The sequence below is a fragment of the Murinocardiopsis flavida genome (assembly GCF_003014485.1).
Taxonomy (GTDB): Bacteria; Actinomycetota; Actinomycetes; order Streptosporangiales; family Streptosporangiaceae; genus Murinocardiopsis; species Murinocardiopsis flavida.
In genome coordinates this window covers 55186-78642 of record NZ_PYGA01000023.1, presented here as the reverse complement: position 1 = coordinate 78642, position 23457 = coordinate 55186, and the positions used below count along the sequence as shown (strand labels likewise).

The following is a 23457-nucleotide window of genomic DNA, read 5'->3' as shown; positions in this document are numbered from 1 at the left end:
CGCGACCAGGGCGCCCTCCGCCCTGGTCGCGGGACGGCGGTCACGGTGTCCCGGTGGCCGGCTCCGCTGCGGTGTGCGGGGGGAGCCGCAGGGTGACGGACAGGCCGCCGCCCTCGCGCGCCGCGGCCGTGATCCTGCCGCTGTGGGCGGTCGCGATCGACCGGGCGATCGAGAGGCCCAGCCCGGTGCCCGCCTTGGCGCGGTGCAGCCGGGCGTCGCCGCCGCGGTGGAACGGTTCGAACAGCCGCTCGGCCTCGGCCACCGCCTGGCCGGTGTTGCGCACCCGCAGGACGGCGTCGCCGCCCCGGACCCCGGCCGCGATGGTCACCTCGCCGCCGGGCCGGTTGTAGCGGACGGCGTTGTCGACGAGGTTGCCGACGAGCTGCTCCAGGAGCAGCCGGTCGCCCGAGACGACGGCGGGGCCGAGATCGGACCGCAGCGTGACACCGGCCGCCGCGGCGTCCTCGGTGCAGGAGCGCACCGCGTGGCGCGCCGCGTCGGCGAGGTCGACCGGCTCCGGTTCGGCGATCCCCTGGTCGGACCGTGCCAGCAGGAGCAGCCCGGCGATGAGGCGCTCGCTGCGCGCGGTCGACTCGACCACCCGGTCCAGTGCGGGGCGCAGTTCCTCGGGGACCCGGCCCTGGGCCAGGGGCACCTCGGCGGCGGCCCGTTGCACGGCGAGCGGGGTCCGCAGCTCGTGCGACGCGTTGGCGACGAACCGCCGCTGCGCCTCGAACGCGGCCTGGAGGCGCTGGAGCATCCCGTCGAACGTGTCGCCGAGCTCCTTGAACTCGTCCGGCGGCCCTTCGAGGGCCAGGCGGCTGCCGAGGTCGCGTTCCGACAGCCGCCGCGCGGTCTCGGTGACCTGGTGCAGCCGCCGCAGCGGGCGTCCGGCGATGATCCAGCCGGCGAGAGCCGCCAGCAGGGTGACGGCGGCGAGCCCGAGACCGGAACGCAGCAGCAGGTCGGACAGCACCCCGGTCTGGTAGTCCTCGATCACCTCCGTGGGGATGGCCCGCGCGCGCAGGCCGGGCCCCGGGTCGGTGCGGGAGAAGGGCTCGCCCGAGACGGTCTCCGACGACCCGTCGACCGGCCCCGACACCGTCGTGGTCTTGGCGAGTTCCACGCCCCGCTCGGCCAGGCTCGCCGAGACGATCGAGTAGTTGAGCGCGAGCAGTAGCACACCGCCCACGAGGAACACCCCGGTGTAGATGAGCGCCAGCTTGCCGCGCACGGTGAAGGGCGCGCGGGCGAGGCGGGTGCGCGCGTGCCGCCATGCGCGCCGGGGCTCGGTGGCCGCCACGTCAGATCCGGTAGCCGTGGCCGGGGACGGTCGAGATCAGGGGCGGGTCGCCGATCTTGCGGCGCAGCCCGTGCACGACGACCTTGAGGACCCCGCTGAACGGGTCGAGGTGGGCGTCCCACACCTTCTCGATCAGGTGGGCGGTCGTCACGGGCGCGCCGTCGGCCTTCAGCAGCTCCTCCAGCACGCCGAACTCCTTCGGCGACAGGGCGAGCGCCCGGCCGTCGCGGCTGGCGGTGCGCAGCCTGCCGTCGAGGCTGACGCCGGCCCGGTGCAGCACCGGTGGTGCCGCCGGCCGGGTGCGGCGGCCCAGGGCGCGGACCCGCGCGACGAGTTCGGCGTAGGCGAACGGTTTCGCGAGGTAGTCGTCGGCGCCGCGGCTCAACCCGTCGACCCGGTCGCTGACCTGGCCCATCGCCGTGAGCATCAGGACGCGGGCGTCGATCGAGGGGTCGTCCGCGACACGGGCGCAGATCTCGTCGCCGTGGATGACGGGCAGGTCGCGGTCGAGCACGATGACGTCGTAGCCGTGCACGGTCGCCATCTCCAACCCGGCGTCGCCGTCGGCGGCGACGTCGACGGCCATGCCCTCGCCGCGCAGCCCTTCCGCGACGGTCGCGGCGAGCGACGGCTCGTCCTCGACGATCAGCACCCGCACTACGGCCCCCTGTCGTCCCACCGCGCCCGCGCGCGGCGGCTCCAACGATTACCGGTCCCCGGTTAGCGGGAGGTTAGGGGTCGGCGAGAACCCGGTGCGAGGCGGCGGTTCGGCGCGCTAACCACCGCGTAACCGGGGGAGCGGTGGCATGGGGACCGCCCCGGTGCACTCCGGGGTCTTCCCACGACGCTGCGAGGCGGAGAGCGACATGACCATGCGAACGATCACCGGATACGCGGCGGCCGCCGCATTGGCGGGACTGCTGATGACGGGGTGCGCCACCCTGGGCATCGGCGGGGCGGACAGCGGCGGCGACAGCGGAAAGGGCGGCGGCGCGGTCGGCGGGCGGGACGCCGGATCGGAGACCCAGGACGCCATGCTGAAGTTCACCGAGTGCATGCGCGACAACGGGGTGGACATGCCCGACCCCAAGGGGGGCGAGGGCATGATGCCGGCCGTCCCGCTCAAGTCCTCCGGCAAGGACAAGGAGGCCATGGACAAGTGCGAGAAGCACCTGCCCGTTGACGAGAACCCGCCGTCCGACGAGGAGATGCACGAGTCCAACCTCAAGGTGGCCGAGTGCCTCCGGAGCGAGGGGATCGACGTCGAGGACCCGAAGATGGGGGAGGGCCTCGGCCTCCCGATCGACGACGCCGAGAAGATGCGGGAACCGATGCGCAAGTGCGCGGAGAAGGGCGGCCCCGGCGGCGCGGGCGTCACCATTCAGAAGGGGCAGTGAGTGTCCTGGACGGCGTCGGGCCGCGGCCCGACGCCGCCGACGACGTCCCTGCCGATGTGCCGCCCGCGCCGCGCCGCCCGTGGCGCCGGGCCGCGGCCGCTGCGCTGGCCGTCACGGTGATCGCCGCGTTGGCCGCCGCGGCGTGGACCGTCGGCTGGTCCGGGCAGCGCGAGAAGCCGGCGGACGCCTCGACCCGGCCGGATGCGACCACCGATGTCGAGCGCACGGCACTGGAGGAGCGGAAGACGATGGACGGCACGCTCGGCTTCGGCGGCGGGGCGACCGTCTTCGCCGGCGCCGACGGCGTCATCACCGACCTGCCGAAGGAGGGCGACACCGTGCGCCCCGGGCAGTCGCTCTACGAGCTGGACGACCGGCCGGTGGTGCTGCTGCGCGGCGACCGCCCGGCCTACCGCGTCCTCAAGTCGGGCGTCACAGGGTCCGACGTGCGCCGGTTCGAGCAGGCGCTCAGCGAACTCGGTTACACCGGGTTCACCGTGGACGACGAGTTCTCGCACCTCACGGCCGCGGCCGTGGAGCGGTGGCAGGAGGACCTCGGCGTGCCGGAGACCGGCCGCGTCGACCCCGCCGACGTGTGGTTCGCAAAGGGCGAGGTGCGGATCTCGGGGCTGGAGGCGAAGGTCGGCCAGCGCGCCGCGCCCTCGGGCCCCGTCCTGAAGACCGGCTCCACCGAGCAGATCGTCCGCGTGGACGTGAAGGTGTCGGACCGCGACCTGGTGCGCGAGGGCGACAAGGTCGAGGTGACGCTCCCCGGCGGCGGGACCGCGAAGGGCGAGGTGTCCTCGGTGGGTTCGGTGGCCGAGGAACCCGCGGCGGAGGAGGGCGGCCAAGGGGACGGCGAGCCCACCTTCGCGGTCGTGGTCACGCTGGACGACGGCGCCGGGGAGGAGGCCGAGTCCTTCGACCAGGCCCCCGTGGAGGTCGGGTTCCGCAGCGCGCGCAAGGAGAACGTGCTCGTCGTGCCCGTCAGCGCACTGATCGCGCTGCCGGGCGGCGGCCACGGCGTGTCCGTTGTCGACGGGAACGATGTGCGCGACGTCCCGGTCGAGACGGGCATGTTCGCCGGCGACCGCGTCGAGATCAGCGGCGACGGGATCGCCGAGGGCACGACGGTGGCGGTGCCCGAATGAGCGCCGCAACCGGTACCGCCCCCGGGCCGGCGGCGCCGGCCGCCGAACTGGAGGACGTGGCGCGCCACTACCCCGGCGGCGTGCGCGCGCTGGACGGTGTGAGCGTGCGCATCGAGGCCGGTGAGCTGGTCGGCATCGTCGGCCCGTCCGGGTCGGGCAAGTCCACCCTGCTCAACCTCCTCGGGACGCTCGACACCCCCACCGCCGGCGCGATCCGGATCGGCGGCCACGACGTCGGCGCGCTCGGCGACGACGCCCGCTCCGCGCTGCGGGCGACCGGGATCGGGTTCGTGTTCCAGCAGTTCCACCTGGCGGCGAACATCACCGCGCTCGACAACGTCGCCGACGGGCTGCTCTACACCGGGCTGCCGATGCGGCGGCGGCGGGAGAAGGCGGCGGCCGCGCTGCGCCGGGTGGGGATGGCCGACCGGGCCGGGCACCGCCCGCACGAGCTCTCGGGCGGGCAGCAGCAGCGGACCGCGATCGCCAGGGCGGTGGCGGGCGACCCGGCGCTGATCCTCGCCGACGAGCCCACCGGCGCGCTCGACACCGCGACGGGCGAGGTGGTCATCGGCCTGCTCCGCGAGCTGAACGCGGAGGGGGCGGCGGTCGTCGTCATCACGCACGACCGCGAGGTCGCCGCCGGGCTGCCCCGGCGGATCCAGGTCAGGGACGGCCGGATCGCCGCCGACGAGCGGACCGACGGGGCGCGATCGGCGGCGGTCGGCGGGGTGCGGCCGTGAGGGGGCGGCGGCCCGTGGGCGGGCGGCGCCGCGGTGCGCCCCGCGCCCCTGTCCCGGCCCGGCTGTCGCCGGTCGACCTGCTCCGCACGGGGGCGAGCGGGCTGCGGGCCAGGCCGCTGCGCGTGGTGCTGTCGGCGCTGGGGATCGCCATCGGCATCGCCGCGATGGTGGCCGTCGTCGGCATCTCCGCCTCGAGCCGCGCGGAGCTGGACGCGCGCATCGACCGGCTCGGGACCAACCTCCTCACGGCGACCCCTGGCGACTCGATGTTCACCGGGGAGACCGCGAAGCTGCCGAAGGGCGCCGCGGCCCACGGCGAACGGGTCGGGGGCGTCCGGCGGATATCGGAGGTCGCCCAGCTGGACGACGCCTCGGTGTACCGGAGCGACCGCATCCCCAAGGGGGAATCGGGCGGGATCACCACCTACGCCGCGGACCTCGGCCTGCTCGACACGCTGGAGGTCGAGATGGCGCAGGGCGCGTGGTTGAACGAGGCGACGTCGCGGTACCCGGCCGTGGTCCTCGGCGCGAAGGCGGCGGCGCAGCTCGGCATCACCGAGGCCGGCCCCGGCACCCTGGTGCTCATCGGGGCCGAGTACTACAGCGTCGTCGGGGTGCTCGACCCGGTGGAGCTGGCCCCGGAGCTCGACCGCGCCGCGCTGGTGGGCTGGGGCGTCGCGGGCGACCGCCTCGGTATGGACGGCCACCCCACCACCGTCTACGCCCGCGCCGACCCCGAGCGGGTGGACGAGGTCAGGGAGCTGCTCGGCCGCACACTCGACCCGGAGAACCCCAACGAGATCACGATGTCCCGGCCGTCCGACGCGCTCCAGGCGAAGGAGGCCGTGGACGCGGCGTTCACCGGCCTGCTGCTGGGGTTGGGCGGTGTGGCGCTGCTGGTGGGCGGCGTGGGTGTCGCGAACACGATGGTCATCTCGGTGCTGGAGCGCCGCGGCGAGATCGGCCTGCGCCGGGCGCTCGGCGCGACGCGCGGCCAGATCCGGGGGCAGTTCCTGGTGGAGGCGATGGTGCTGTCGGCGCTGGGCGGCGTGGCCGGTGCGGTACTCGGCGGCCTGGTCACCGCGTGCTACGCGCTGTGGCAGGGGTGGCTGGTCGACGTGCCGCTGTGGGCGCTCGCGGGCGGGGCCGCCGTCCCCGTCCTCATCGGCGCGGTCGCCGGGTTGCTCCCCGCGATGCGCGCGGCCCGCACCCCGCCCACCCAGGCCCTCGGCGCAGGCTGACCGTTTTCCGGGTGCCGGTCCCCGCGAGCCGTCCGCGGGAGCCGGCACCGGCGGGGCGGCAGGGGGCCGGGCCGGGCGGTGCGGCCCTCCCAGTGCGCCGGCGGCCCCGCCGCCCCGGGGCGGTTCAGCCCCGTCACCGTGTCGGCCGGCGCGAACGGTGCGGGAGCGAATGCGTCGTGCGGGGTTTCATCGAGATTTCATCGGTGCGGCGTAGCGTCGCCGGTGGATCGGCCCCGCGGCGCACGCGGGTCGACTCGGCGTCCCGCCGCCGGGTGTGCGGTCGCGCCGCCCCCGCCGCGCCACCTTCTCGAACGCGGGCATCCGCGCCCCCTGCACGACCGAAAGCGAGCCATGAGCGGACGCGCGCCCGACAACGGCTGCCCCCTGGCCGACCCGATCATCCCGGCATCGCCGTCGCCACGGCCTTCGCTCCTCGCTGTGCCCCAGGCGCTCGTCCGGGCGCGGGGCGGTCGCTGAAGCCGCCCCGGTGGCGTACCGGACCACCGGGGCCCCGATTGTGCCGCGCGTCCGCCGCGAATCGCCGCATACGCCGGATTTGCGGCTGATTCGCGGCTGATTCGCGGTCGCCTCGCTTTGATAAGGTGCGCCGGTGTCCGAACGGATTACACCGGTTTCTCCCACGCATATTCGGTTCGCCGTGCTCGGCCCGATGCGGGTCTGGTGTGGTGCCGAGGAGCTGGATGTGGGCCCCGTCCGCCAGCAGGCCGTGTTGGCGGCCCTGGTGCTGCGCTCCGATGTCACCGTCAGCCAGGAGCAGCTGCTCGACCGGGTGTGGGGCCAGGACCCGCCGAGCACCGGTGTCCGGAACATGCCGGGCTACGTGTTCCGCCTGCGGCGGTGCTTGCAGGCCAACGGCGTGGACGCGAAGTCGGTGATCGTCAGCGACCGGAGCGGGTACCGCTTCGTCGGCAGCGGCGCCCTGCTCGACACGGTGCGCCTGAACGAGCTCGCGGCCGAGGCCGGCGGTGCTCGGCAGAGCGGTGACCTGGCCGCGGCGGTGGGCGCGTACACCCGCGCGCTCGCGCTGTTCGACGGCGAGCCGCTGGCGGGACTCCCGGGGCCGTTCGCGGAAGGGGAGCGGCGCCGGCTGGCGGAGCGGCGGGTCGCGCTGCTCCAGGACAAGCTCGACGCGCAGGTCCGCCTGGGACGCTACGACGAGGTGGTTGACGAGCTGCCCGAGTGGATCGAGGCGTACCCGCACGCCGAAGGGCTCGCCGCCCTCCTGGTGCGTGCCCGTTACGGCGGCGGGCAGCAGGCCGACGCGCTGCGGGTGTTCCCCCGGCTGCGCGACCGCCTCGTCGAGGACCTGGGGGTGGAGCCCGGCGCGGAGATGCAGAGCGTCCACCAGGCGGTGCTGCGCGGGGACGACGCGTCGCTCGGTCTCGCCGACAGGAGTCAGGCGGCCGGTGCGCCCCCGGCCCCCGTTCCGGCCGACCGGCCGCGCGACGAGTTGCCGGTCGGCATCGGCGAGCTGATCGGCCGGGAACGGGAACTGGCGCTGCTCGCAGCGCCGATCGCCGCCGACGCGGTGACCACCGCGGCGGTCGACGGGGTGGCGGGAGCCGGGAAGACCGCGCTGGCGGTGAACGCCGCGCGAACACTCCGTGCCGACTGCCCGGACGGATGCCTGTTCGTGGATCTGCACGGGCACAGCGGGCGCAGGGCACCCGCCGTGGAGCGCGTGCTGCGTCGGCTGCTGCGGGCGGTCGGCGTGGACGACAGCGGTACCCCGGACGACCTCGACGAACTCGCGGCGTCGTGGCGCGCCGCCACCGCCTCGCTCCGCCTGGTGCTGGTGCTCGACGACGCGTGGAGCGCCGAGCAGGTGCGCCCGCTGCTGCCGGCCGGGGCGGGCAGCAGCGTCCTGGTGACCAGCCGCCGGCGGCTGGCGGGTCTGGACGCGGAGCGCCGGGTCTCGTTGGAACCGCTCCACATCGAGGCTGCCGCGGCGCTGCTGAACCGCATCGCCGGTGCGTCGCGGGCGGGCGGCGAGCCGGGCGCGGTGCGTGCGCTGGCCCGGCTGTGCGGGCGGCTGCCGCTCGCACTGTGCATCGCCGGAGCGCGCCTCCAGACCCGTCCGGCATGGACGTTCGAGGACCTGGTGGCGCGGCTCGCCGACGACGAGGGACGGCTCGGCGGCCTGACCGCGGGGGACCGCAGCGTCGAGGCCGCGTTCCGGGCCTCCTACGACCAGCTTCCCGACGCCGATCAGCGGGCGTTTCGCGTGCTGGGCCTGTCGCCCACGCCGGAGCTCGACCGGCTCACGATGGCGGCGATGCTCGACTGCCCGCCGCGCGACGCCGACCGCTCCTTGGAGCGACTGGTGGACGCGAGCCTCGTGCAGCAACCGGCCGCCGACCGGTACCGGCTGCACGACCTTGTCGCGGTGTTCGCGCGCCGGCTGGCCGCCGAGGAGCCCGCGGAGGCGGGCGCAATGGTCACCGCACGGGTGTTCCGGCTCTACATCGCGGCCGGCCGGATCGCGAGCGAGTGGGGCGCCGCGAGCTTCCCGACCGGGCCGGAGCCGGGGGATGCGCCGTTCCGCGGTTGGGAGGACGCCTCGGCCTGGCTCGACAAGGCCGGCGACTTCGCCGATGTGGTCGGCCACGCCGCAGCCATCGGGCAGGTGGGCCACGCGTGCTGGATCGCCGAGGCCGTGGTCGACTTCCTCGTGCGCAGGGGCAGGATCCACGAGTCCCGTGCCGCTGTCGAGATCGCACTGTCGCGGGTCGGCGATGCCGCCGACCCCCGGATGGCCCCTTCGCTGTACTTCTGCCTGGGCTTCGCCTATGGCATGCAGGGCCGGTACGACCAGGCCCGCACGTGGTTCAGCGCAGCCCTCGAAGGCGGCCGGTCGGCGGGCGACCGGCGGGTCGAGGCCCGTGCCCGCGGCGGCCTGGTGATCTCCGGAGCGGCCTCAGGGCGGCACGGCGGCGTGCTGGACGACTTGGCCGCGGTGATCGAACTGGCCGAGGAGCTCGGCGACGACTGGCTCGTCGAGCGGGCGACGTCCGGCCGCGGCTACATCCTGCTGCTCCAGGGCCGCCCCGAGGAGGCCCTCGACTGCTTCACCCGCTCCCGCGCGCTCGGAGAGGCGATCGGCAGCCCGTCGATGGTGGGGCGGGCGCTGTGCAGCGTCGGCAGCATTCTGCTCCAGCTCGGTCGCCCGGCCGAGGCCGCGCCCGCGCTGCGGCAGGCGGTCGACCTGGCCGATCAGGTCGCGGACGTCACGCTGCGCGTCGGCAGTCTGACCCGGCTGGCCGCCGCGATGCAGGAACTGGGCGAACCGCACACCGCGATCGCGCTCTTCCATCAGGCTCTTGCCGTCATCTCCGACCAGACCGCCGTCCGGCTGGAACTGGAGCTTCGGGACCGCTTGGGCACGTGCTACCTCGCGATGGGTCGCCGCGCGGATGCGCAGGAGCAGTTCGAGGCGCTCCGGTCGCTCGGCGCGATGACCGCCGCCGATGACGACCGCATCCAGCGGATCCCGTTGACGGGGAAGTGCGTGGCGGCGGAGTAGCAGGCGGTTCCGCCGCCGAAAGAGTCCCCGCCCGATCGGCGCGGGCCGCGGCGCGCACGTGCCGCCGACCGCCAATGAACGCGCACGTCGAGCGGCATTTCAACGAGACTTCATCGGCCTTCCCTAGCGTGGCCGCGTCGGCGGCGCCCCGCACTCGCGGGCCCCTCTCTGCCGCCGCCCCCTTTTCCCGACCTGGAGGTCACGTGAGCACGTTCCGTCCCACCCGCAGGGGCGTCCTGAAGACCGCGGCCGGAGTCGCCACAGCAGTGGCGATGATCGGCGGGATCACCGCCGTGATCTCGACCGAGAGCACTCCCTTCACCGCAGCAGAGCCTGCCGCCAACGCGGTGCAGGACGCCGCGGGGCTCCGTGTCGTGGAGCGCGAGGAGAGCGATCCCCGCATGAAGTTCTTCCGGTTCGAGACCGAGGCCGTCGGCTGGAACCCCGGGGTCAACGTCATGCTCCCCGACGACTACGAGACCAGCGGCCGCACCTACCCCGTCGTCTACCTCCTCCACGGGGGCGGGACCAGCGAGGACTTCCGGTCCTTCGATGAGATGGGCATCCGCGACGTCGTGTCCGGCGACCGGGACGTCATCACCGTGATGCCGGACGGCGGACACGCCGGCTGGTACTCCGACCCGGTGAAGTCCGAGGCGGGCCCGCGCAATTGGGAGACCTTCCACATCAAGCAGCTGATCCCCTGGGTCGACGCCAACTTCCGGACCTACGACGAGGCCGAGGGCCGGGCGGTCGCGGGCTTCTCCATGGGCGGCTTCGGCGCGCTCAAGTACGGCGCGAAGTACCCCGACCACTTCGCCTCGATCAGCTCGCACTCCGGCCCCGCCAGCATGCGGCGCGACGCCGGCCTGGTCACGCACTGGGCCAACGTCTCCTCGGGAGCGGTGGAGCTGGCCGGAGGCACCGTCTACGGGGCGCCGCGCTGGGACGAGAAGCGGGTCACCGCCGACAACCCGGTCGAGAACGTCGAGGACTACCGCGGCAAGCGCGTCTTCATGGTGGCCGGGACCAGCCCCGACCCGGTCAACCTGTTCGACCGTGCGAATGAGACCCAGGTTCTGGCCGGCCAGCGGGAGTTCCGCGGCCTCCTCGACAAGGCCGGTATCGAGCACGAGGCGCACGAGGCGGAGGGCGGCCACGTCTTCCGCAAGGAGATGTTCACCCGCGACCTCGACGGGATCATCGAGCGGCTGCGCAAGGCGTGACGCCGCACGGGCGGGGGCCGGACCCCGGCCGGGGTCCGGCCCCCGCCCGTCTTGCGCGGCTCAGCCGGCGGCGAGGGCCAGGCCGAAGGTGGTGAGGGCGAGGCCGCCGGCGAGGTCGATGCCCCGGCGGGCGCGGCGGCGGCGCAGGACGGCGGTGATCCGGGTGATCGCCGCGACGTAGCCGGCCCACCACGCGACGGCGAGGGTGACGACGCAGGCGCCGAGGAACAGGGTCTGCGGGGCGGCAGGGCTTCCCGGCGCGATGAACTGCGGCAGAAAGCCGAGGAAGAACACCAGGGCCTTCGGGTTGAGGCTGTTGTTCAGCAGCCCTTGGGCGAACGCGGCCCGCAGCCCCGCGGTGGAGCGCGCCGGGCGCGGGCCGGCCGGGGCGTCCGGTGCGCGGTGCGCAGCGGCGGGGTCGTCCGGGGTGCCGTCGTGGCGACCCCGCCACAGGGTGATGAGCGCCCCGGCGCCGAGGGCGATGAGGTAGAGCGCCCCGGCGAAGCGCAGCACCGAGAGCGCGGCGGGGTTCGCGGCGATCAGCACGGTCACCCCGGCGGCGGCGAGCGCGGTGTACCCGGCCAGCCCGGTGGCGATACCGGCGGCGGCCGCCAGGCCCGCGGCCCGCCCGCGCGCCACCGTGGTCCGGGTGACCACCACGAAGTCGGGGCCGGGGACGACCAGCACGACGATGGTGGTCAGGAAGAAGACCGGCAGGTTCTCGGGCATGGGTCCCTCCTGGGCGCGGGGCGGCGGGTACCGGTGGGCGCACGCAAGGGCGGGCACCGGTGGAATGCCTCCAATTCTGTACGATTGCCGGATTTCTATCTGCAATATCGGTTATAATTCGGCACATGCCTCAGAATCTGCGTCTTGATCCGGTCGACCTGGAGATTCTGCGCCGTTTGCAGAACGATGCGCGGACCACGAACAGGGAACTCGCCGCGGGCGTCGGCATCGCGCCGTCCACCTGCCTGGACCGGGTGAACCGCATGCGCGAGGCTGGTGCGATCCTCGGGCACACCCTGCGCGTCGACCCCGCGATGCTCGGCCGACCCATCCAGGCGTTCCTGGCCATCCAGGTGCAGCCGCACCGGCGCCCGCTGGTCGAGCCGCTGGTCGCGCACATCCTCGCCCAGCCCGAGACCCGCGCCGTGTACCACCTGAGCGGGCCGGACGACTTCCTCGCGCTGGTGGCGGCCGAGGGCGTGGCCGCGTTGCAGCGCCTCGTGCTGGACGAGCTCACGGCCCGCTCGGAGGTGACCCGGGTGCAGACCATGCTGGTCTTCCAAGGCTGGGACGGCGGCCCGCTGCTACCGCCCGCCCCGGCCGGCCAACCCGTGCCGTGAGTGCCGCCGCCGTAACGGCATCACGGCCGGGAGGGGCTAGGAGTTGGACTGGACCGGGATCTGGGGGCCTTCCGAAGCCTGGACCAGTACGAAGCCCTGGCCCTCGAACGCCAACTGGGCGGCTTCGCCGCTGCCCCTGCCGATGAGCGCGCCGGCCTTTACCGTGCGGCGCACGCCGGTGCGCAGGGAGGACGACCATGCGACCGCGGAGTCGGTGTCGACGAAGGTCGGCTGGTCGACGTTGAGGACGACGGGCGTGCCGTGGCAGGCGATCGCGAGCCGCCCCGTCCCGGTGAACACGGTGTTGAACAGCCCGCCCGAGGCCATCCCGGCGCCCTCGACGCGCTTGATGTCCCACTCCAGGCCCGACTCGAACGCGAGGACGTTCTCGCCGTTGACGGTGACGGAGTCGCCTTCGAGGTCGACGACGTGCACGTCCCAGGCGTCGCGCGCGAGGAAGACGTCGCCGCGGCCGGTGACCTTCATCAGCGGCAGGCCCTCGCCGGTCACGGCCTTCTTGAACAGCTTCCCGAGCCCGCCCGCGCCCTGGTAGGCGAAGTCAACGTCGCCCTGGTAGGCCACCATCGAGCCCTGGCGCGCGAAGAACTCCCCGTTGAAGCTCATCCGGAGCATCTTCGTGTTTTGCAGACTCATCCCCGGCTGCTTGTTCTCCTGCGCCTGCTCGAATAGTTGACTGCGCATGTCCGCCCTCTCTACGGCTGTGGTCCTCCATTAGTAGCGGGTGCCGCACACCGCCGGCACCCGCCGCGGACGGGCGTCATCGGCCGGTTCAGGTCATTTCCGGTACGTTGTCCGCAGTTCGGACGGTTGCGGCGGACGCGGAGAGGACGGCGCCATGGCCCTGGCGATCAAGGGTGTCTCCTACACCACCGAGGGGATCCCGGCCGACGCCGTGCGGCGCGATCTGCGCACCATCCGCGACGACCTGCACTGCACCACCGTGATGCTGAGGGGCACGGCGGAGGAGGGGCTGATCGGGGCCGCGCGCCACGCCCTGGAGATCGGGCTCGACGTCTGGCTCCAGTCGCACACGGACGATCGGCCGCACAAGGAGACGCTGGCCCACATCGGCGCTATGGCCGCCGCAGCGGAGGAGCTGCGGGTCGTGTACCCGGGGCGGGTCACGCTCGTCGTCGGCTGCGAGTTCTCGCTCTTCGCACCGGGCATCGTCCCCGGGCCGGCCACCTTCCTCCGGCTCCAGGTCATCCTGCGCTGGCGGCGCCTCTTCGACCGGCGGATCACCCGCAGGCTCAACGCCCTGCTCGCCGCCGCCTGTGCCACGGCCCGCGCGTCCTTCCGCGGCCCCGTCACCTACGGCGCGGCGTTCTGGGAGGACGTCGACTGGTCCGGCTTCGACATCGTCGGCGTCAACCTGTACCGCCTCGGCACCGACACGGCCGAGTACGCGGGCCGCGTGCGGGCGCTGGTGCGCGGCGCGGGCAAGCCCGTTGCGGTCACCGAGTTCGGCTGCGGCTCCTACTTCGGCGCCGAGAAGGCGGGCCCCGGCGCCTTCCGCATCGTGAACTGGTTCGCCGATCCGCCCCGGGTCACACCGGGGCATGTGCGCGACGAGCGCACCCAGGCGCGGTACGTGGGCGAGCTGATCGACCTGTACGAGTCGAGCGGCGTACACGGCTGCTTCGTCTTCACCTACGCCATGCCGGACTTCCCGCATCACGAGATCCCGGCCCACGACCTCGACATGGCCGGGTTCGGGATCGTCAAGGTGCCGTCGGACGACCCGGAACGGCGGACGCCGAAGGAGGCGTTCCACACGGTCGCCGCCGCCTACCGCTGAGGCGCCTGCGACCCGCCGTTCCCCCAGCGCGCCGGGCCCGCCGCCGTACCGCGGGGCCGCCCCCGGGGCCCCGGACCTCTGGCGCCGCGGCGGGTCCCTCCCGTGGCGCCGACGGGGCACGGCGGTCACTCGATGTCGGTGAACCCGTACTCGGCGGCGAGGTCGGCCACCGCGATCGTGCGGCCCGCGTGGCGGGCGACGTCCGGGTCGGCCAGCAGCGCCCTGACGGCGCGGCCGGCGAACTCCACGGAGTCGGTGCCCGGCGGCATGTCCGGGACCGCCGCCGCGATCGCCTCCGTGCGGGTGATCCCGGGGGAGACGGCGAGCGCCGTGACCCCGTGCGGCCGCAGGTCGTGGGCGAGCGTGCGCGCGAGCCGGCTGGTGGCGGTCATCGCCAGGTCGTAGAAGACGTGCCCGCCGATCACCTCGGCCCCGGGGTCGTCGTACCCGGTGAGGACCAGGAGCCCGCGCCCGTGCTCGATGAGCAGCGGCGCCGCGCAGTGCGCCGCGACCAGGTGGCCGCGCACACCGCAGTCGATCATGTTGTGCCAGTGCGCGAGCGGCAGGGTCCAGAACGCGCCGGAGTGGAACGGCAGCGCGTTCCCCGCGGTGGCGTTCGCGACGAGGAGGTCCAGGCCGCCGTGCTCCGCGCGCACCCGGGCGAACAGCGCGGCGACGGCGCGGTCGTCCGTGTGGTCGAGCGGGACGGCGATCCCGCGCCCGCCCCGGTCCGTGACCTGTTCGGCGGTGTCCTCAACGGTCCCGGGCAGGTCCTGCACCGTGTGCGCCCTGCTCTCGCGGTCGGTGACGTAGACCGTCGCCCCGGTCGCACCGAGGACGAGGGCGATGCCGCGCCCGATCCCCCGCGCACCGCCCGTGACGACGGCGACCGTTCCGTTGTCCGAACCCATTCTCGGCCTCCTCGGCGGTGCGCGGAGTGCGCGGCGTCAGCCGTCCGCTCGGTTGATGGTGATCGACTCCAGGACGACGTCCTCGGCCGGGCGGTCGTCCGGGCCGGTCTCGACCTTGGAGATGGCGTCGGCGACCTGCTGGCTCTTCTTGTCGGCGACCTCGCCGAAGATGGTGTGCTTCCCGTCGATGTGCGGCGCCGGGGCGGTGGTCACGAAGAACTGCGAGCCGTTGGTGTGCTTGCCGGAGTTGGCCATGGCCAGCTTGCCGGGCTCGTCGAAGGAGAGGTCGGGGTCGATCTCGTCCTCGAAGGTGTAGCCGGGGCCGCCCGTCCCGTTGCCGAGCGGGTCGCCGCCCTGCACCATGAAGCCGGGGATGACGCGGTGGAACAGGGTGTCGTCGTAGAACCGCTTCGCCCCGGTCTTCGGGTTCTCGGCCTTGCCACCCTCTGCCAGCCCTGCGAAGTTCGCAACGGTCTCGGGCGCCGTGTCCGGGAACAGGGTGACCTTGATGTCGCCCTCGCTGGTCTTCAGGGTGGCCCCGGTGACGCCTTCGGACTCCGCCGCCGCGTCGTCGGACGCCCCGCCACCGCACGATGTCGCCGTGAGCAGGGCGGCGCCGAGCAGTCCTGACAGCACGGTCGTGGTGAAGCGGTTCATCGAGGCGTCTCCTGGTGTTGTGCCGCGCGGTCGGGGCGGGCGTCCTGAAGGGCCAGGGTAGCGGTGCCGCACGGGGGGTCCCCGACGGTGGCGCTACCGGTCGCCGTCGGCGCCGTGGTCCTGCCGCCGCTCGGCCCACGCGGTCATCGAATGGCCCTGGATCGCCGCGGCCATCAGCTCGGGGAACGCGTCGGGCGTGCACGCGAACGCCGGGACGCCCATCGCGGCCAGCGCCGCTGCATTGTCGCGGTCGTAGGACGGCGCCCCCTCGTCCGACAGCGCCAGGAGCACCACCACCTGCACGCCGGCCGCTGTCATGGCCGCGACCCGTTGCAGCATCTCGTCGCGGATCCCGCCCTCGTACAAGTCGCTGATCAGGACGAACACGGAGTCGGCCGGGCGGGTGATGAGGCCCTGGCAGTAGGCGATGGCGCGGTTGATGTCGGTCCCGCCGCCCAGTTGGGTGCCGAACAGCACCTCCACCGGGTCGCTCAGCTCCTCGGTGAGGTCGACGACTGCGGTGTCGAAGACGACGAGCGACGTCCGCAGGGTGCGCATCGAGCCGAGGACGGCGCCGAACACGCTCGCGTACACCACCGACTCGGCCATGGACCCGCTCTGGTCGATGGCGAGCGTGACGTGCCGCTGCACACCGTGCGTGCGCCGCCCGTACCCGACCAGGTTCTGCGGCACGATCGTGCCGTGCTCGGGCAGGTAGTGCTGGAGGTTGCGGCGGATGGTGCCGTTCCAGTCGATGTCGGCGGCCCGGCGCGGGCGGTGGGTGCGCGCCGACCGGTCGAGCGCGCCGCGCACCACCGAGCGGGTGCGCTGGGCGAGGCGCCGCTCCAGGTCCCGGACCACCGCGCGGACGACGGCCCGCGCCGACTCGCGGGCCCGCTGCGGCATGACCTGGTTCAGCGACAGCAGGGTGCCGACGAGGTGGACGTCGGGTTCGACGGCGTCGAGCATCTCCGGTTCGAGGAGCAGCCGGTCCAGGCCGAGGCGCTCGACCGCGTCGGCCTGCATCACCCGCACCACGCTCGACGGGAAGTACGTGCGGATGTCGCCGAGCCAGCGGGCGACCCTGGGCGCCGACGCGCCCAGCCCGGCGCTGCGCGGCCCGCCGGTGTCGTCGGCGCCCCCGCCCCCGCCGTTGTCGTAGAGGGCGGCGAGGGCGGCGTCCATGCCGGCGTCGGCACCGGCCAGGCCCGCGCAGTCCGCCTCGGCGGCGGCGCCGAGGACCAGCCGCCACCGGCGCAGCCGCTCCTCGGGGGCCGCCGCTGCGGGGATGTCGTGCGTCGCCGTCGTCATCGTGTGCTCCTCCTGCTGCGCGGTGCCGGGTGACGTCTGAAGGGGGCCGGTGCGGCGGGGCGCCGCGGGCCGGCCGGGCGCCGGGTCACCCCGGTGCCGCCGGTCCGCCCACTCCGAGCAGGGCGGCGGCCGCGGCGAGGGCCGGTGCCGCGCGCTCGGCGTCGATGGGCTCGGCGGGCCGCTCCGGCGCCGCACCGTCGCCGAGGCGGGCCGCCTGCTCGCCGATGGCGCGGCGCTCGGGCTGCGGGAAGGCGCCGAAGGAGCGGCGCAGCAGCGGAAGGACGTCGGTGAACGCCTGCGGGGCCAGCCCGGACAGCCAGCGGTCGATCAGGGTGAGGAGGTCGGTGTCGTGGACCAGCAGCAGGCCGCTGCCCGACAGGAACCCCTCGATCCACGCCGCGGACCGGCCGGGCGGCACGGCCGCCGACGTCGCGCGGCTCAGGCGCAGCGCCAGGGTCGGCGCCGAGAGGCGGCCGGTGTCGCGCAGCAGCCGGTGGACGCGGCCCGCCAGTTTCCCGGGGACGGAGCCGCGCTCGGCGAGCCGTTCGAGTGTGTCGAGCCATTCGGCCTCGGCCGCGCCGCCCAGCTGCACGGCAGCGGTGTGCACCCCGTCGACCGCGGCGACCATGGCGGCCGCGGCGTCGTCGCCCAGTGCGCCGACCGCGGGCGCGAGCCCCGCGCAGACCCTGCGCAGCAGCTCCACCGCCACCCGCCGCAGCGCGTCGGAGTCCAGCCGCCGCACGCTGCCGTAACGGGAGGAGCGGGCGAGCGGCGGCAGCGCCGCCATGAGGTGCGCGATGTCGGCGCCTTCGGCGGCGCGCGCCGCGACGCGGTCGAGCACCGCCGGGACGGCGTCGTGGAGCTCAGCGAGCAGGCACTGCTCGGTGAGGGCGGTCAGGCCGGGCAGAGGGGCGTGCGCCGCGCGGTCGGCGGCGCGGGCGGTCGCGGCGCCGTCGACCGTCGTGCCCCACGCGCTCGCCTCGATGAGGGTGATGTCGAGGCCGGGCTCCCAGCACAGCGACCACGTCTCGCGGAAGGTGCCGCGCGAACGGTTGTCCTCGCTTTCCGGCGTCCCCCAGTCGACGCCGAGCAGCGCGAGCCGGTGCAGCAGGACGCTGCGCCGGCGGTCGAGGTCCTTGCGCAGGTCGAGGACGAGGTCGCGGCGCAGCGCCTCGGGTTTGAGCCGCAGGGAGCGCTGCTGCGCGGTGAGGTCGCGCTGCAACGGGACCATGGGCGTGCTCTCGGGCACCGCCCCCAGGCGTTCACCGATGGCCATGGACCGGTGGACCAGGGCGGCGCGCGACTCCGAGCCCTCGCACAGGACGGCGGTGGTCGCCTCGGCCACCTCGGCGAGCCCCGCCAGCGGGCGGCCGCGCAGCACGGCGAGGCTCGTTGTGAGCCGCACCGCCTCGATGACGTGCGCCGACGAAACCGGCTGGTCCTCGCCGCGCAAGCGGCGCGCCGCCTCGGTGAGCCAGCGCTCGACCGGCCGGTCGGGCGCCGTGAACAGGTGGTGGTACCAGCCGGGCGAGCGCACCCCCGCCCGGTACCCGCTGCCCGCGGCGAGCCGCCCGTGGCTCCACGGGATCCACGTGGTGGCGGTCTTGACCTTGGGCAGGCCCTTGAGCAGGGCGGTGTCGTGCCCGGCCGGTGGGAGGTCGCGCAGCGCGGGCGCGTGCCACGCGCCGCACACCACGGCGATGCGGCCGCTCCCGGCGCGCATGGCGCGGCGCAGGGTCTGGCGCATGTGCGCCTCGCGCCTGGCCTCGCGGTCGTCCCAGGGTTCGGGCGCCAGTTCGCCGCGCACCGCGCTCATGGCGTCGAGGATGGCGGGGAAGGGCGACGGGCCCGCGCCGTCGCGCTGCTCCACGACGTCCTCCCACCACCGCTCGGGGTCGTCGAACCCGGCGGCCTCGGCGAGCACGCCGAGCGGGTCGACGCGCGTGCGCCGCTCGGGGTCGTCCTCGTCCTCGGGGCCGGTGGTGGGGCCGCTGTCAGCCGGTTCCTCCTCGGCGAGGGTGTGCGCCGCGGGGAGGTCGCAGAAGTCGGCCTCGGCACCGTTGTCGGCGGCCCAGCGCAGCGCCTGCCACTCGGGGGAGAACGCCGCGAACGGCCAGAACGCCGCCTGCGCCGGGGAGTCGGCCCGGTAGGCGAGCAGCGCGACCGGGGGTTCGAGGTCGGGGGCGAGGCCGGTGAGCGCGTCGGCTTCGGGCGGGCCCTCGATGAGCACGGTTTCGGGCCGGATGGTGTCGAGAGCGGCGCGCACCGCCCGTGCCGAGCCGGGGCCGTGGTGCCGTATCCCCAGGACGTGGACGCGTTCGGGGTCGACCAGGGTCATCGGCGCTCCGTTTCGCGGCAGGCGCGGTAGAGGTCGTCCCAGCCGTCGCGCTCGCGCACGACGGTCTCCAGGTACTCGCGCCAGACGACCTCGTCGGACACGGGGTCCTGCACGACGGCGCCGCGGATGCCGGCGGCGACGTCGAACGGCCGCAGCGTGCCGTCGCCGAAGTAGGCTGCGAGCGCGATGCCGTTGGTCACCACCGAGATCGCCTCGGCGGTGCTCAGGGTCCCGCTCGGCGACTTCACCTTGGTCCGGCCGTCCTCGGTGGTGCCGCTGCGCAGCTCCCGGAACACGGTGACGATGCGGCGGATCTCGGCGAGGCCGGTCGGCACCTCGGGTAGTTCGAGGGAGCTGCCGAGTTGGGCGACCCTGCGGGTGACGATGTCGACCTCGTCATCGGCGGTCTGCGGGACCGGGAGCACCACGGTGTTGAAGCGGCGGCGCAGCGCGCTGGACAGGTCGTTGACGCCGCGGTCGCGGTCGTTCGCCGTGGCGATGATGTTGAACCCGCGCTGCGCCTGCACCTCCATGGCGAGTTCGGGCACCGGCAGGGTCTTCTCCGACAGCACCGTGATGAGGGCGTCCTGGACGTCGGAGGGGATCCGGGTGAGCTCCTCGACGCGGGCCAGGCGGCCGTCGGCCATGGCGGTCATGACCGGGCTCGGCACCATCGCCGCCTCCGACGGGCCCTCGGCGAGCAGCCGGGCGTAGTTCCAGCCGTACCGGATGGCCTCCTCCGCCGTGCCGGCCGTGCCCTGCACGAGCAGCGTGGAGTCGCCGGAGATGGCGGCGGCCAGGTGCTCCGACAGCCAGGTCTTCGCGGTACCGGGGACGCCGAGCAGCAGCAGCGCGCGGTCGGTGGCGAGCGTGGCCACGGCGACCTCCACGACCGACCGGGCCCCGATGTACTTCGGGGTGATCTCCGTGCCGTCGGGCAGGGTGGTGCCCTGGATGTACTCGGTCACCGCCCACGGCGACAGCTTCCAGCCGGGCGGGCGCGGGCGGTCGTCGGCGGCGGCGAGCGCAGCGAGTTCGGCGGCGTGGCTCTGCTCCGCGTGCGGGCGCAGGGCCTCGGCGGCCGGAGTGGGTGCGGGGGCGGTGGCGGTCACAGCAGCTCCTTGTGCATGGTGGAACGGAGGCGGAGGCGGTCGGCGAGGACGGCGAAGTGCTCGCCCTCGTCGCACGGCAGCCGATCGTGGAACTCGGGGGGCATGAACCGGGCGGCGGCGTCGCAGAGCAGGGTGGCGGTGTACCAGGCGGTGGTCCCGTTGCGGGGGCGGGCGCCGCGGAGAGCGTCGACGACGAACACGCTGAACTCGTCGGTCCACGGGCGGCGGAGCAGCCATCCCGGCGGCACGGCACCGGCGGCGAGGGCCCACCGTTGCACCGCCGCGCACCGCTCCCCCTCGGGGAGCACGTTCAGCAGCGCCGCGGCGAGGTCGGTGCTGCCGCCCCGGCCGTTGCGGAGCAGGGCGCGGGGGTCGATGCCGTTGTCCTCGTCGAAACCGTGCCGCCGGGCGACCGGGCCGATGAGGGCGCGGGCCCAGACGGGGTCGCGCTGGAGGACCGCCGCGACGGCCAGGGCGTCGAGCAGGTCCCCCATTCCGGCGGTGCGCGCGGCTTCGCCGATGGCCCCGGGGTCGAGCCCCAGGTGGCCGGGCCAGACCGGCAGCGGGGTCTGCACGACGACCGCCCAGTACAGGTCGCGCCGCCGCCGGTCCGCGGACACAGGGGAGCCGGAGGAGTCGCCGCCCGCCGTGATGTCGAGAAGGGGCGCGGTTTCGGGCGCCGGTTCGGGCCGCCCGACGTCCAACGGGGCGCCGTCGCCGGGCCGGACCAGCAGCCGCGCCTGCTCGGCCACCGCGGCGCCGTGCCGCGAACCGGGGAGCCGGGCGAGCAGGCCGAGCGCCTCGGCGCGGACGTTCGCGCTGCGGTCGCCCGCGGCGCGGGCGAGGAGCGGTTCGTCGTCGGCGGACAGGCCGTCGGTCATGACCTCCAGCAGTCGGCGGCGCTGTCCGGCGCGCTCCGTGGGCCACGCCGCGTCGAGGAGTTCGCGTGCGGCGGCGGGGTCGTGTGCGCGCAGCACCGCCAGGTGCGCGCGGCGCTGCGCGGCGGTGCCGTGGTCCCATCGCGCCGCGTCGAAGGGTGCGGAGCCGGTGCGGAGGAACGCCCAGTCCGGGTTCAGCCGGGCCAGCCACGCGCCGCGGACCCCGGCGACCCGCGCCAGCGGCGCGCGGAGTTCGGCGTGGCGCTCGGCGCGCGCCAGCAGGTCGGGCAGGGACTCGGGCGGCACCCGGTGACCGGTGTCGGCGGCCAGCGCCAGCCACTCGGGCAGCAGATCGACGCCGGTGCCGCCGAGCATGGTGGCCAGCCGCCGGGCCGCGGCGGCACCCACGACGGGCGCCGACTCGCCGGGCGCCGGGTCGATCGGGGCGACACGGCGGGGGACGAGGCCGGCCCGGCGCTGAAGGGTCGCCTGCGCCGCGCGGTCGAGCAGGGTGCGGGCGGGATCGGCGCCCGGTACAGAGGGCAGCCCGGCGGGCTCGGGTACGGCCCGCCGTGCGGTGCCGACGAGCGCCGTGGACACGAGGTCCGCCCATGCGGAAGCGGGGGTGGTCTGGTTCATGGGGAAGGAGGCCCTTCGCTGGATCGGGGCTGGTGATCCGGGGACGGGAGGCGTGCGGCCGCCGCACGGGCCGCTGCGTGTGCGGGCAGGCCGGGGGCCGGGGTCAGCGGGTGGCGGGCCGACCGGGTTGCGCGGCGGGAACCGGAGCGGTGCGGCGGGGGCGGCCCGGGATCAGGCAGAGGCGGCACCGGAGGCGGTGCGCGGGGTCGGCGGCGCGGTGCGTGCCGGGTTCATGGGCCGCGGCCGGGTCGTGCTGCTGCGGGCGGACGGCGCTGGGCATTGCCCCTCCAGGGAGATCGGTGGTCGGGCCCGGCGGCGGACCCGGGGGAACGGGGACGGGCGGGCGCGGCGGGTTCACAGGGTCGCCGCGCGGCCCTCGGAGTCCCACACGGTCAGAGGGCGAAGGCCGTCGGGGGTGAGCTCGGCGGCGAGGGTGGACTGTGCCCCGCCGGTGACGGCGGCGAGGCGCCACGGCGGAACGGAGTCGGGCAGCAGCGGGAGGGCGTCGCCGGACGGGTCGGCCGCCCACCAGCCGCCGTCGCGGGCGAGGGCCGCCCGGTCGAGCACGACCGGCCACGCCTCCAGCCACGGGTCGTCGGCCAGTGCCGCCGCGTACGACCGCAGGGCGTCGGCGACGGTGCCGCCCGCGGGCGGCACCGCGGGGTGCTCGGCGTGCCGCGCGGCGACGGACGCCCGGTGGTCGTCGGTGTGGAACAGCAGTTCGGCGTCGACCTCGGTGCCCACCCGCACGGGGGACTCGGGGGTGCCGCCCTGCGGCGCGAAGGAGAGCAGGTGCGCGGTGCGGCCGGAGTCGCGGCCGCGCAGCCAGAAGCGGCGGCCGCGGAGCTCCTCGGCGGTGAAGTCGTGGCGGCCGAGGACCGTCCACACCTCGCGGGGCGCCGGGGCGGGTTCGGGCGTGCCGGCGAACCCGATGCGCGCCCGGACCGCGGCGCGCAGCCGCGGGGGGAGGGACTCGCGCCGGTGGCCTTCGCACAGCAGCCGCAGCAGGCCGAACTCGGCGAGGACCCGGTGGGGCCAGCCGGGCTCGGCGGTGGCGCCGCCCAGCTCCCTGACCCGTGCGGCGACCCGGCCGGCCTGGCAGTCGACCAGCCGTTTCGCCATGGTGTCCCAGTGGGCGTACCCGAGGCGGGGCAGGCCCGCGAGGCCCGCGGCCGCCTGGTCGGCCAACCACAGTTCGAGCTCGGCGAGGCCGTCGGCGACGAGCCGTTCGCGGCGCTGTGCGCGCCGCGCCGCCGCGGCGGGGTCGGCCGGTGCGGCGGACTTCGCCGCACCGCGTCCGGCCCGTTCGGCGGTGGCCTGCCGCCGGGCGAGCCATTCGGCGACCCACTCGGGGCCGTCGGACGGCCCGGAGTCCTGCCCGCGGGCCCAGAGCAGCAGCAGGCCGAGGACGTGCTTGCACGGGAACTTGCGGCTGGGGCAGGTGCAGCGGTGGCCGGGGGACCCGGCGGCCGCGAGGTCGACCGAGACCTGGTACACGGCGCTGCCGCTGCCGGAGCATTCGCCGAACACCACGGGGTCCGTGCGACCGGGTTCGGCACGTGAACCGCTGACGGGCCACAGGGCCGGTTTGGCGACCTTCGCGGCCGCCTTGCCCGAGGCGGAATCGGGGGCGAGGGCAAGGACGTCGTCGGTGCTCCATCGTTCGCTCACAAAGGAGACTCTAGGCGCCGGGTACGACATTTTCCCGGGGCCTCGAACGGGCTGGAATCCCTGCGTACAAGGGATTCCAGGCGCCGAGAACGTCCCACCGGCGTGCTACTGGCCGTACGTCCGGCACAGCACGATGAGGGTGGCCAGAACGGAGAACACGAGCAGCA

Annotated in this window: 19 protein-coding genes; 8 read left to right on the top strand and 11 right to left on the bottom strand. The window is 74.9% G+C overall.

Features of this window, described 5'->3' with window-relative positions:
* Positions 1–40: 40 nt before the first annotated feature.
* Both CLV63_RS26420 and CLV63_RS26415 read right to left on the bottom strand, forming a co-directional pair.
* Complete coding sequence (locus CLV63_RS26420) at positions 41–1303, bottom strand: HAMP domain-containing sensor histidine kinase (RefSeq protein WP_106585927.1); 1263 nt, start codon at positions 1301–1303, stop codon at positions 41–43.
* A 1-nt stretch (position 1304) separates the two neighbouring features.
* Positions 1305–1961, bottom strand: coding sequence for a response regulator transcription factor (locus CLV63_RS26415; RefSeq protein ID WP_106585926.1), 657 nt, complete (start codon positions 1959–1961; stop codon positions 1305–1307).
* A 208-nt stretch (positions 1962–2169) separates the two neighbouring features.
* On the opposite strand from CLV63_RS26415, the gene CLV63_RS26410 reads away from it, so the two are divergent.
* The 6 genes from CLV63_RS26410 (at position 2170) to CLV63_RS26385 (ending at position 10605) form a co-directional block, all read left to right on the top strand.
* A complete protein-coding gene (locus CLV63_RS26410; protein ID WP_106585925.1) occupies positions 2170–2700 on the top strand; it encodes a hypothetical protein in 531 nt (176 codons plus the stop codon).
* Positions 2697–3851: an efflux RND transporter periplasmic adaptor subunit gene (locus CLV63_RS26405; RefSeq protein WP_245929068.1), complete on the top strand. Its 1155-nt coding sequence runs from the start codon at positions 2697–2699 to the stop codon at positions 3849–3851. Before CLV63_RS26410 ends, CLV63_RS26405 begins: the two co-directional genes overlap by 4 nt.
* Complete coding sequence (locus CLV63_RS26400) at positions 3848–4594, top strand: ABC transporter ATP-binding protein (protein ID WP_106585924.1); 747 nt, start codon at positions 3848–3850, stop codon at positions 4592–4594. The genes CLV63_RS26405 and CLV63_RS26400 overlap by 4 nt, the downstream gene beginning before the upstream one ends.
* Positions 4591–5835 (top strand): ABC transporter permease, encoded by a 1245-nt coding sequence (locus CLV63_RS26395; protein ID WP_106585923.1) that lies wholly within the window; start codon positions 4591–4593, stop codon positions 5833–5835. The genes CLV63_RS26400 and CLV63_RS26395 overlap by 4 nt, the downstream gene beginning before the upstream one ends.
* A 703-nt stretch (positions 5836–6538) precedes the next feature.
* A complete protein-coding gene (locus CLV63_RS26390; RefSeq protein WP_170134324.1) occupies positions 6539–9379 on the top strand; it encodes an AfsR/SARP family transcriptional regulator in 2841 nt (946 codons plus the stop codon).
* 203 nt (positions 9380–9582) lie between these two features.
* A complete protein-coding gene (locus CLV63_RS26385; RefSeq protein WP_281260765.1) occupies positions 9583–10605 on the top strand; it encodes an alpha/beta hydrolase in 1023 nt (340 codons plus the stop codon).
* A 60-nt stretch (positions 10606–10665) separates the two neighbouring features.
* On the opposite strand, the gene CLV63_RS26380 is transcribed toward CLV63_RS26385, so the two are convergent.
* On the bottom strand, positions 10666–11334 hold the full coding sequence (locus CLV63_RS26380) for a LysE family translocator (RefSeq protein WP_106585921.1): 669 nt from the start codon (positions 11332–11334) through the stop codon (positions 10666–10668).
* Positions 11335–11459: 125 nt separating this feature from the next.
* Between CLV63_RS26380 and CLV63_RS26375 the strand changes: the two genes are divergently transcribed.
* Positions 11460–11954 carry an Lrp/AsnC family transcriptional regulator gene (locus CLV63_RS26375; RefSeq protein WP_106585920.1) on the top strand — a complete coding sequence of 165 codons (495 nt, stop codon included), beginning with the start codon at positions 11460–11462 and terminating at the stop codon, positions 11952–11954.
* A gap of 36 nt (positions 11955–11990) precedes the next feature.
* Here CLV63_RS26375 and CLV63_RS26370 read toward each other — a convergent pair whose 3' ends face one another.
* Positions 11991–12656: an AIM24 family protein gene (locus tag CLV63_RS26370; protein ID WP_106585919.1), complete on the bottom strand. Its 666-nt coding sequence runs from the start codon at positions 12654–12656 to the stop codon at positions 11991–11993.
* A 154-nt stretch (positions 12657–12810) separates the two neighbouring features.
* On the opposite strand from CLV63_RS26370, the gene CLV63_RS26365 reads away from it, so the two are divergent.
* Complete coding sequence (locus CLV63_RS26365) at positions 12811–13773, top strand: hypothetical protein (RefSeq protein WP_106585918.1); 963 nt, start codon at positions 12811–12813, stop codon at positions 13771–13773.
* Positions 13774–13898: 125 nt separating this feature from the next.
* Here the strand turns inward: CLV63_RS26365 and CLV63_RS26360 are convergent, their stop codons facing one another.
* From CLV63_RS26360 to CLV63_RS26330, 7 genes are all read right to left on the bottom strand, one after another.
* The gene (locus CLV63_RS26360; protein ID WP_106585917.1) at positions 13899–14684 is read right to left on the bottom strand and encodes an SDR family oxidoreductase; all 786 of its coding nucleotides are present in this window, start codon (positions 14682–14684) and stop codon (positions 13899–13901) included.
* Between the two features lie 36 nt (positions 14685–14720).
* Positions 14721–15341 carry a peptidylprolyl isomerase gene (locus tag CLV63_RS26355; RefSeq protein WP_106585916.1) on the bottom strand — a complete coding sequence of 207 codons (621 nt, stop codon included), beginning with the start codon at positions 15339–15341 and terminating at the stop codon, positions 14721–14723.
* 93 nt (positions 15342–15434) lie between these two features.
* Positions 15435–16652 carry a VWA domain-containing protein gene (locus CLV63_RS26350; RefSeq protein WP_106585960.1) on the bottom strand — a complete coding sequence of 406 codons (1218 nt, stop codon included), beginning with the start codon at positions 16650–16652 and terminating at the stop codon, positions 15435–15437.
* An 85-nt stretch (positions 16653–16737) separates the two neighbouring features.
* Entirely contained in the window at positions 16738–18990 is a 2253-nt protein-coding gene (locus CLV63_RS26345; RefSeq protein WP_106585915.1) for a DUF5682 family protein, read from the bottom strand.
* Complete coding sequence (locus CLV63_RS26340; protein WP_106585914.1) at positions 18987–20102, bottom strand: ATP-binding protein; 1116 nt, start codon at positions 20100–20102, stop codon at positions 18987–18989. Before CLV63_RS26340 ends, CLV63_RS26345 begins: the two co-directional genes overlap by 4 nt.
* The gene (locus CLV63_RS26335; protein WP_106585913.1) at positions 20099–21619 is read right to left on the bottom strand and encodes a DUF5691 domain-containing protein; all 1521 of its coding nucleotides are present in this window, start codon (positions 21617–21619) and stop codon (positions 20099–20101) included. Before CLV63_RS26335 ends, CLV63_RS26340 begins: the two co-directional genes overlap by 4 nt.
* Positions 21620–21973: 354 nt before the next feature.
* Positions 21974–23290: an SWIM zinc finger family protein gene (locus tag CLV63_RS26330; protein ID WP_106585912.1), complete on the bottom strand. Its 1317-nt coding sequence runs from the start codon at positions 23288–23290 to the stop codon at positions 21974–21976.
* Positions 23291–23457: the final 167 nt, after the last annotated feature.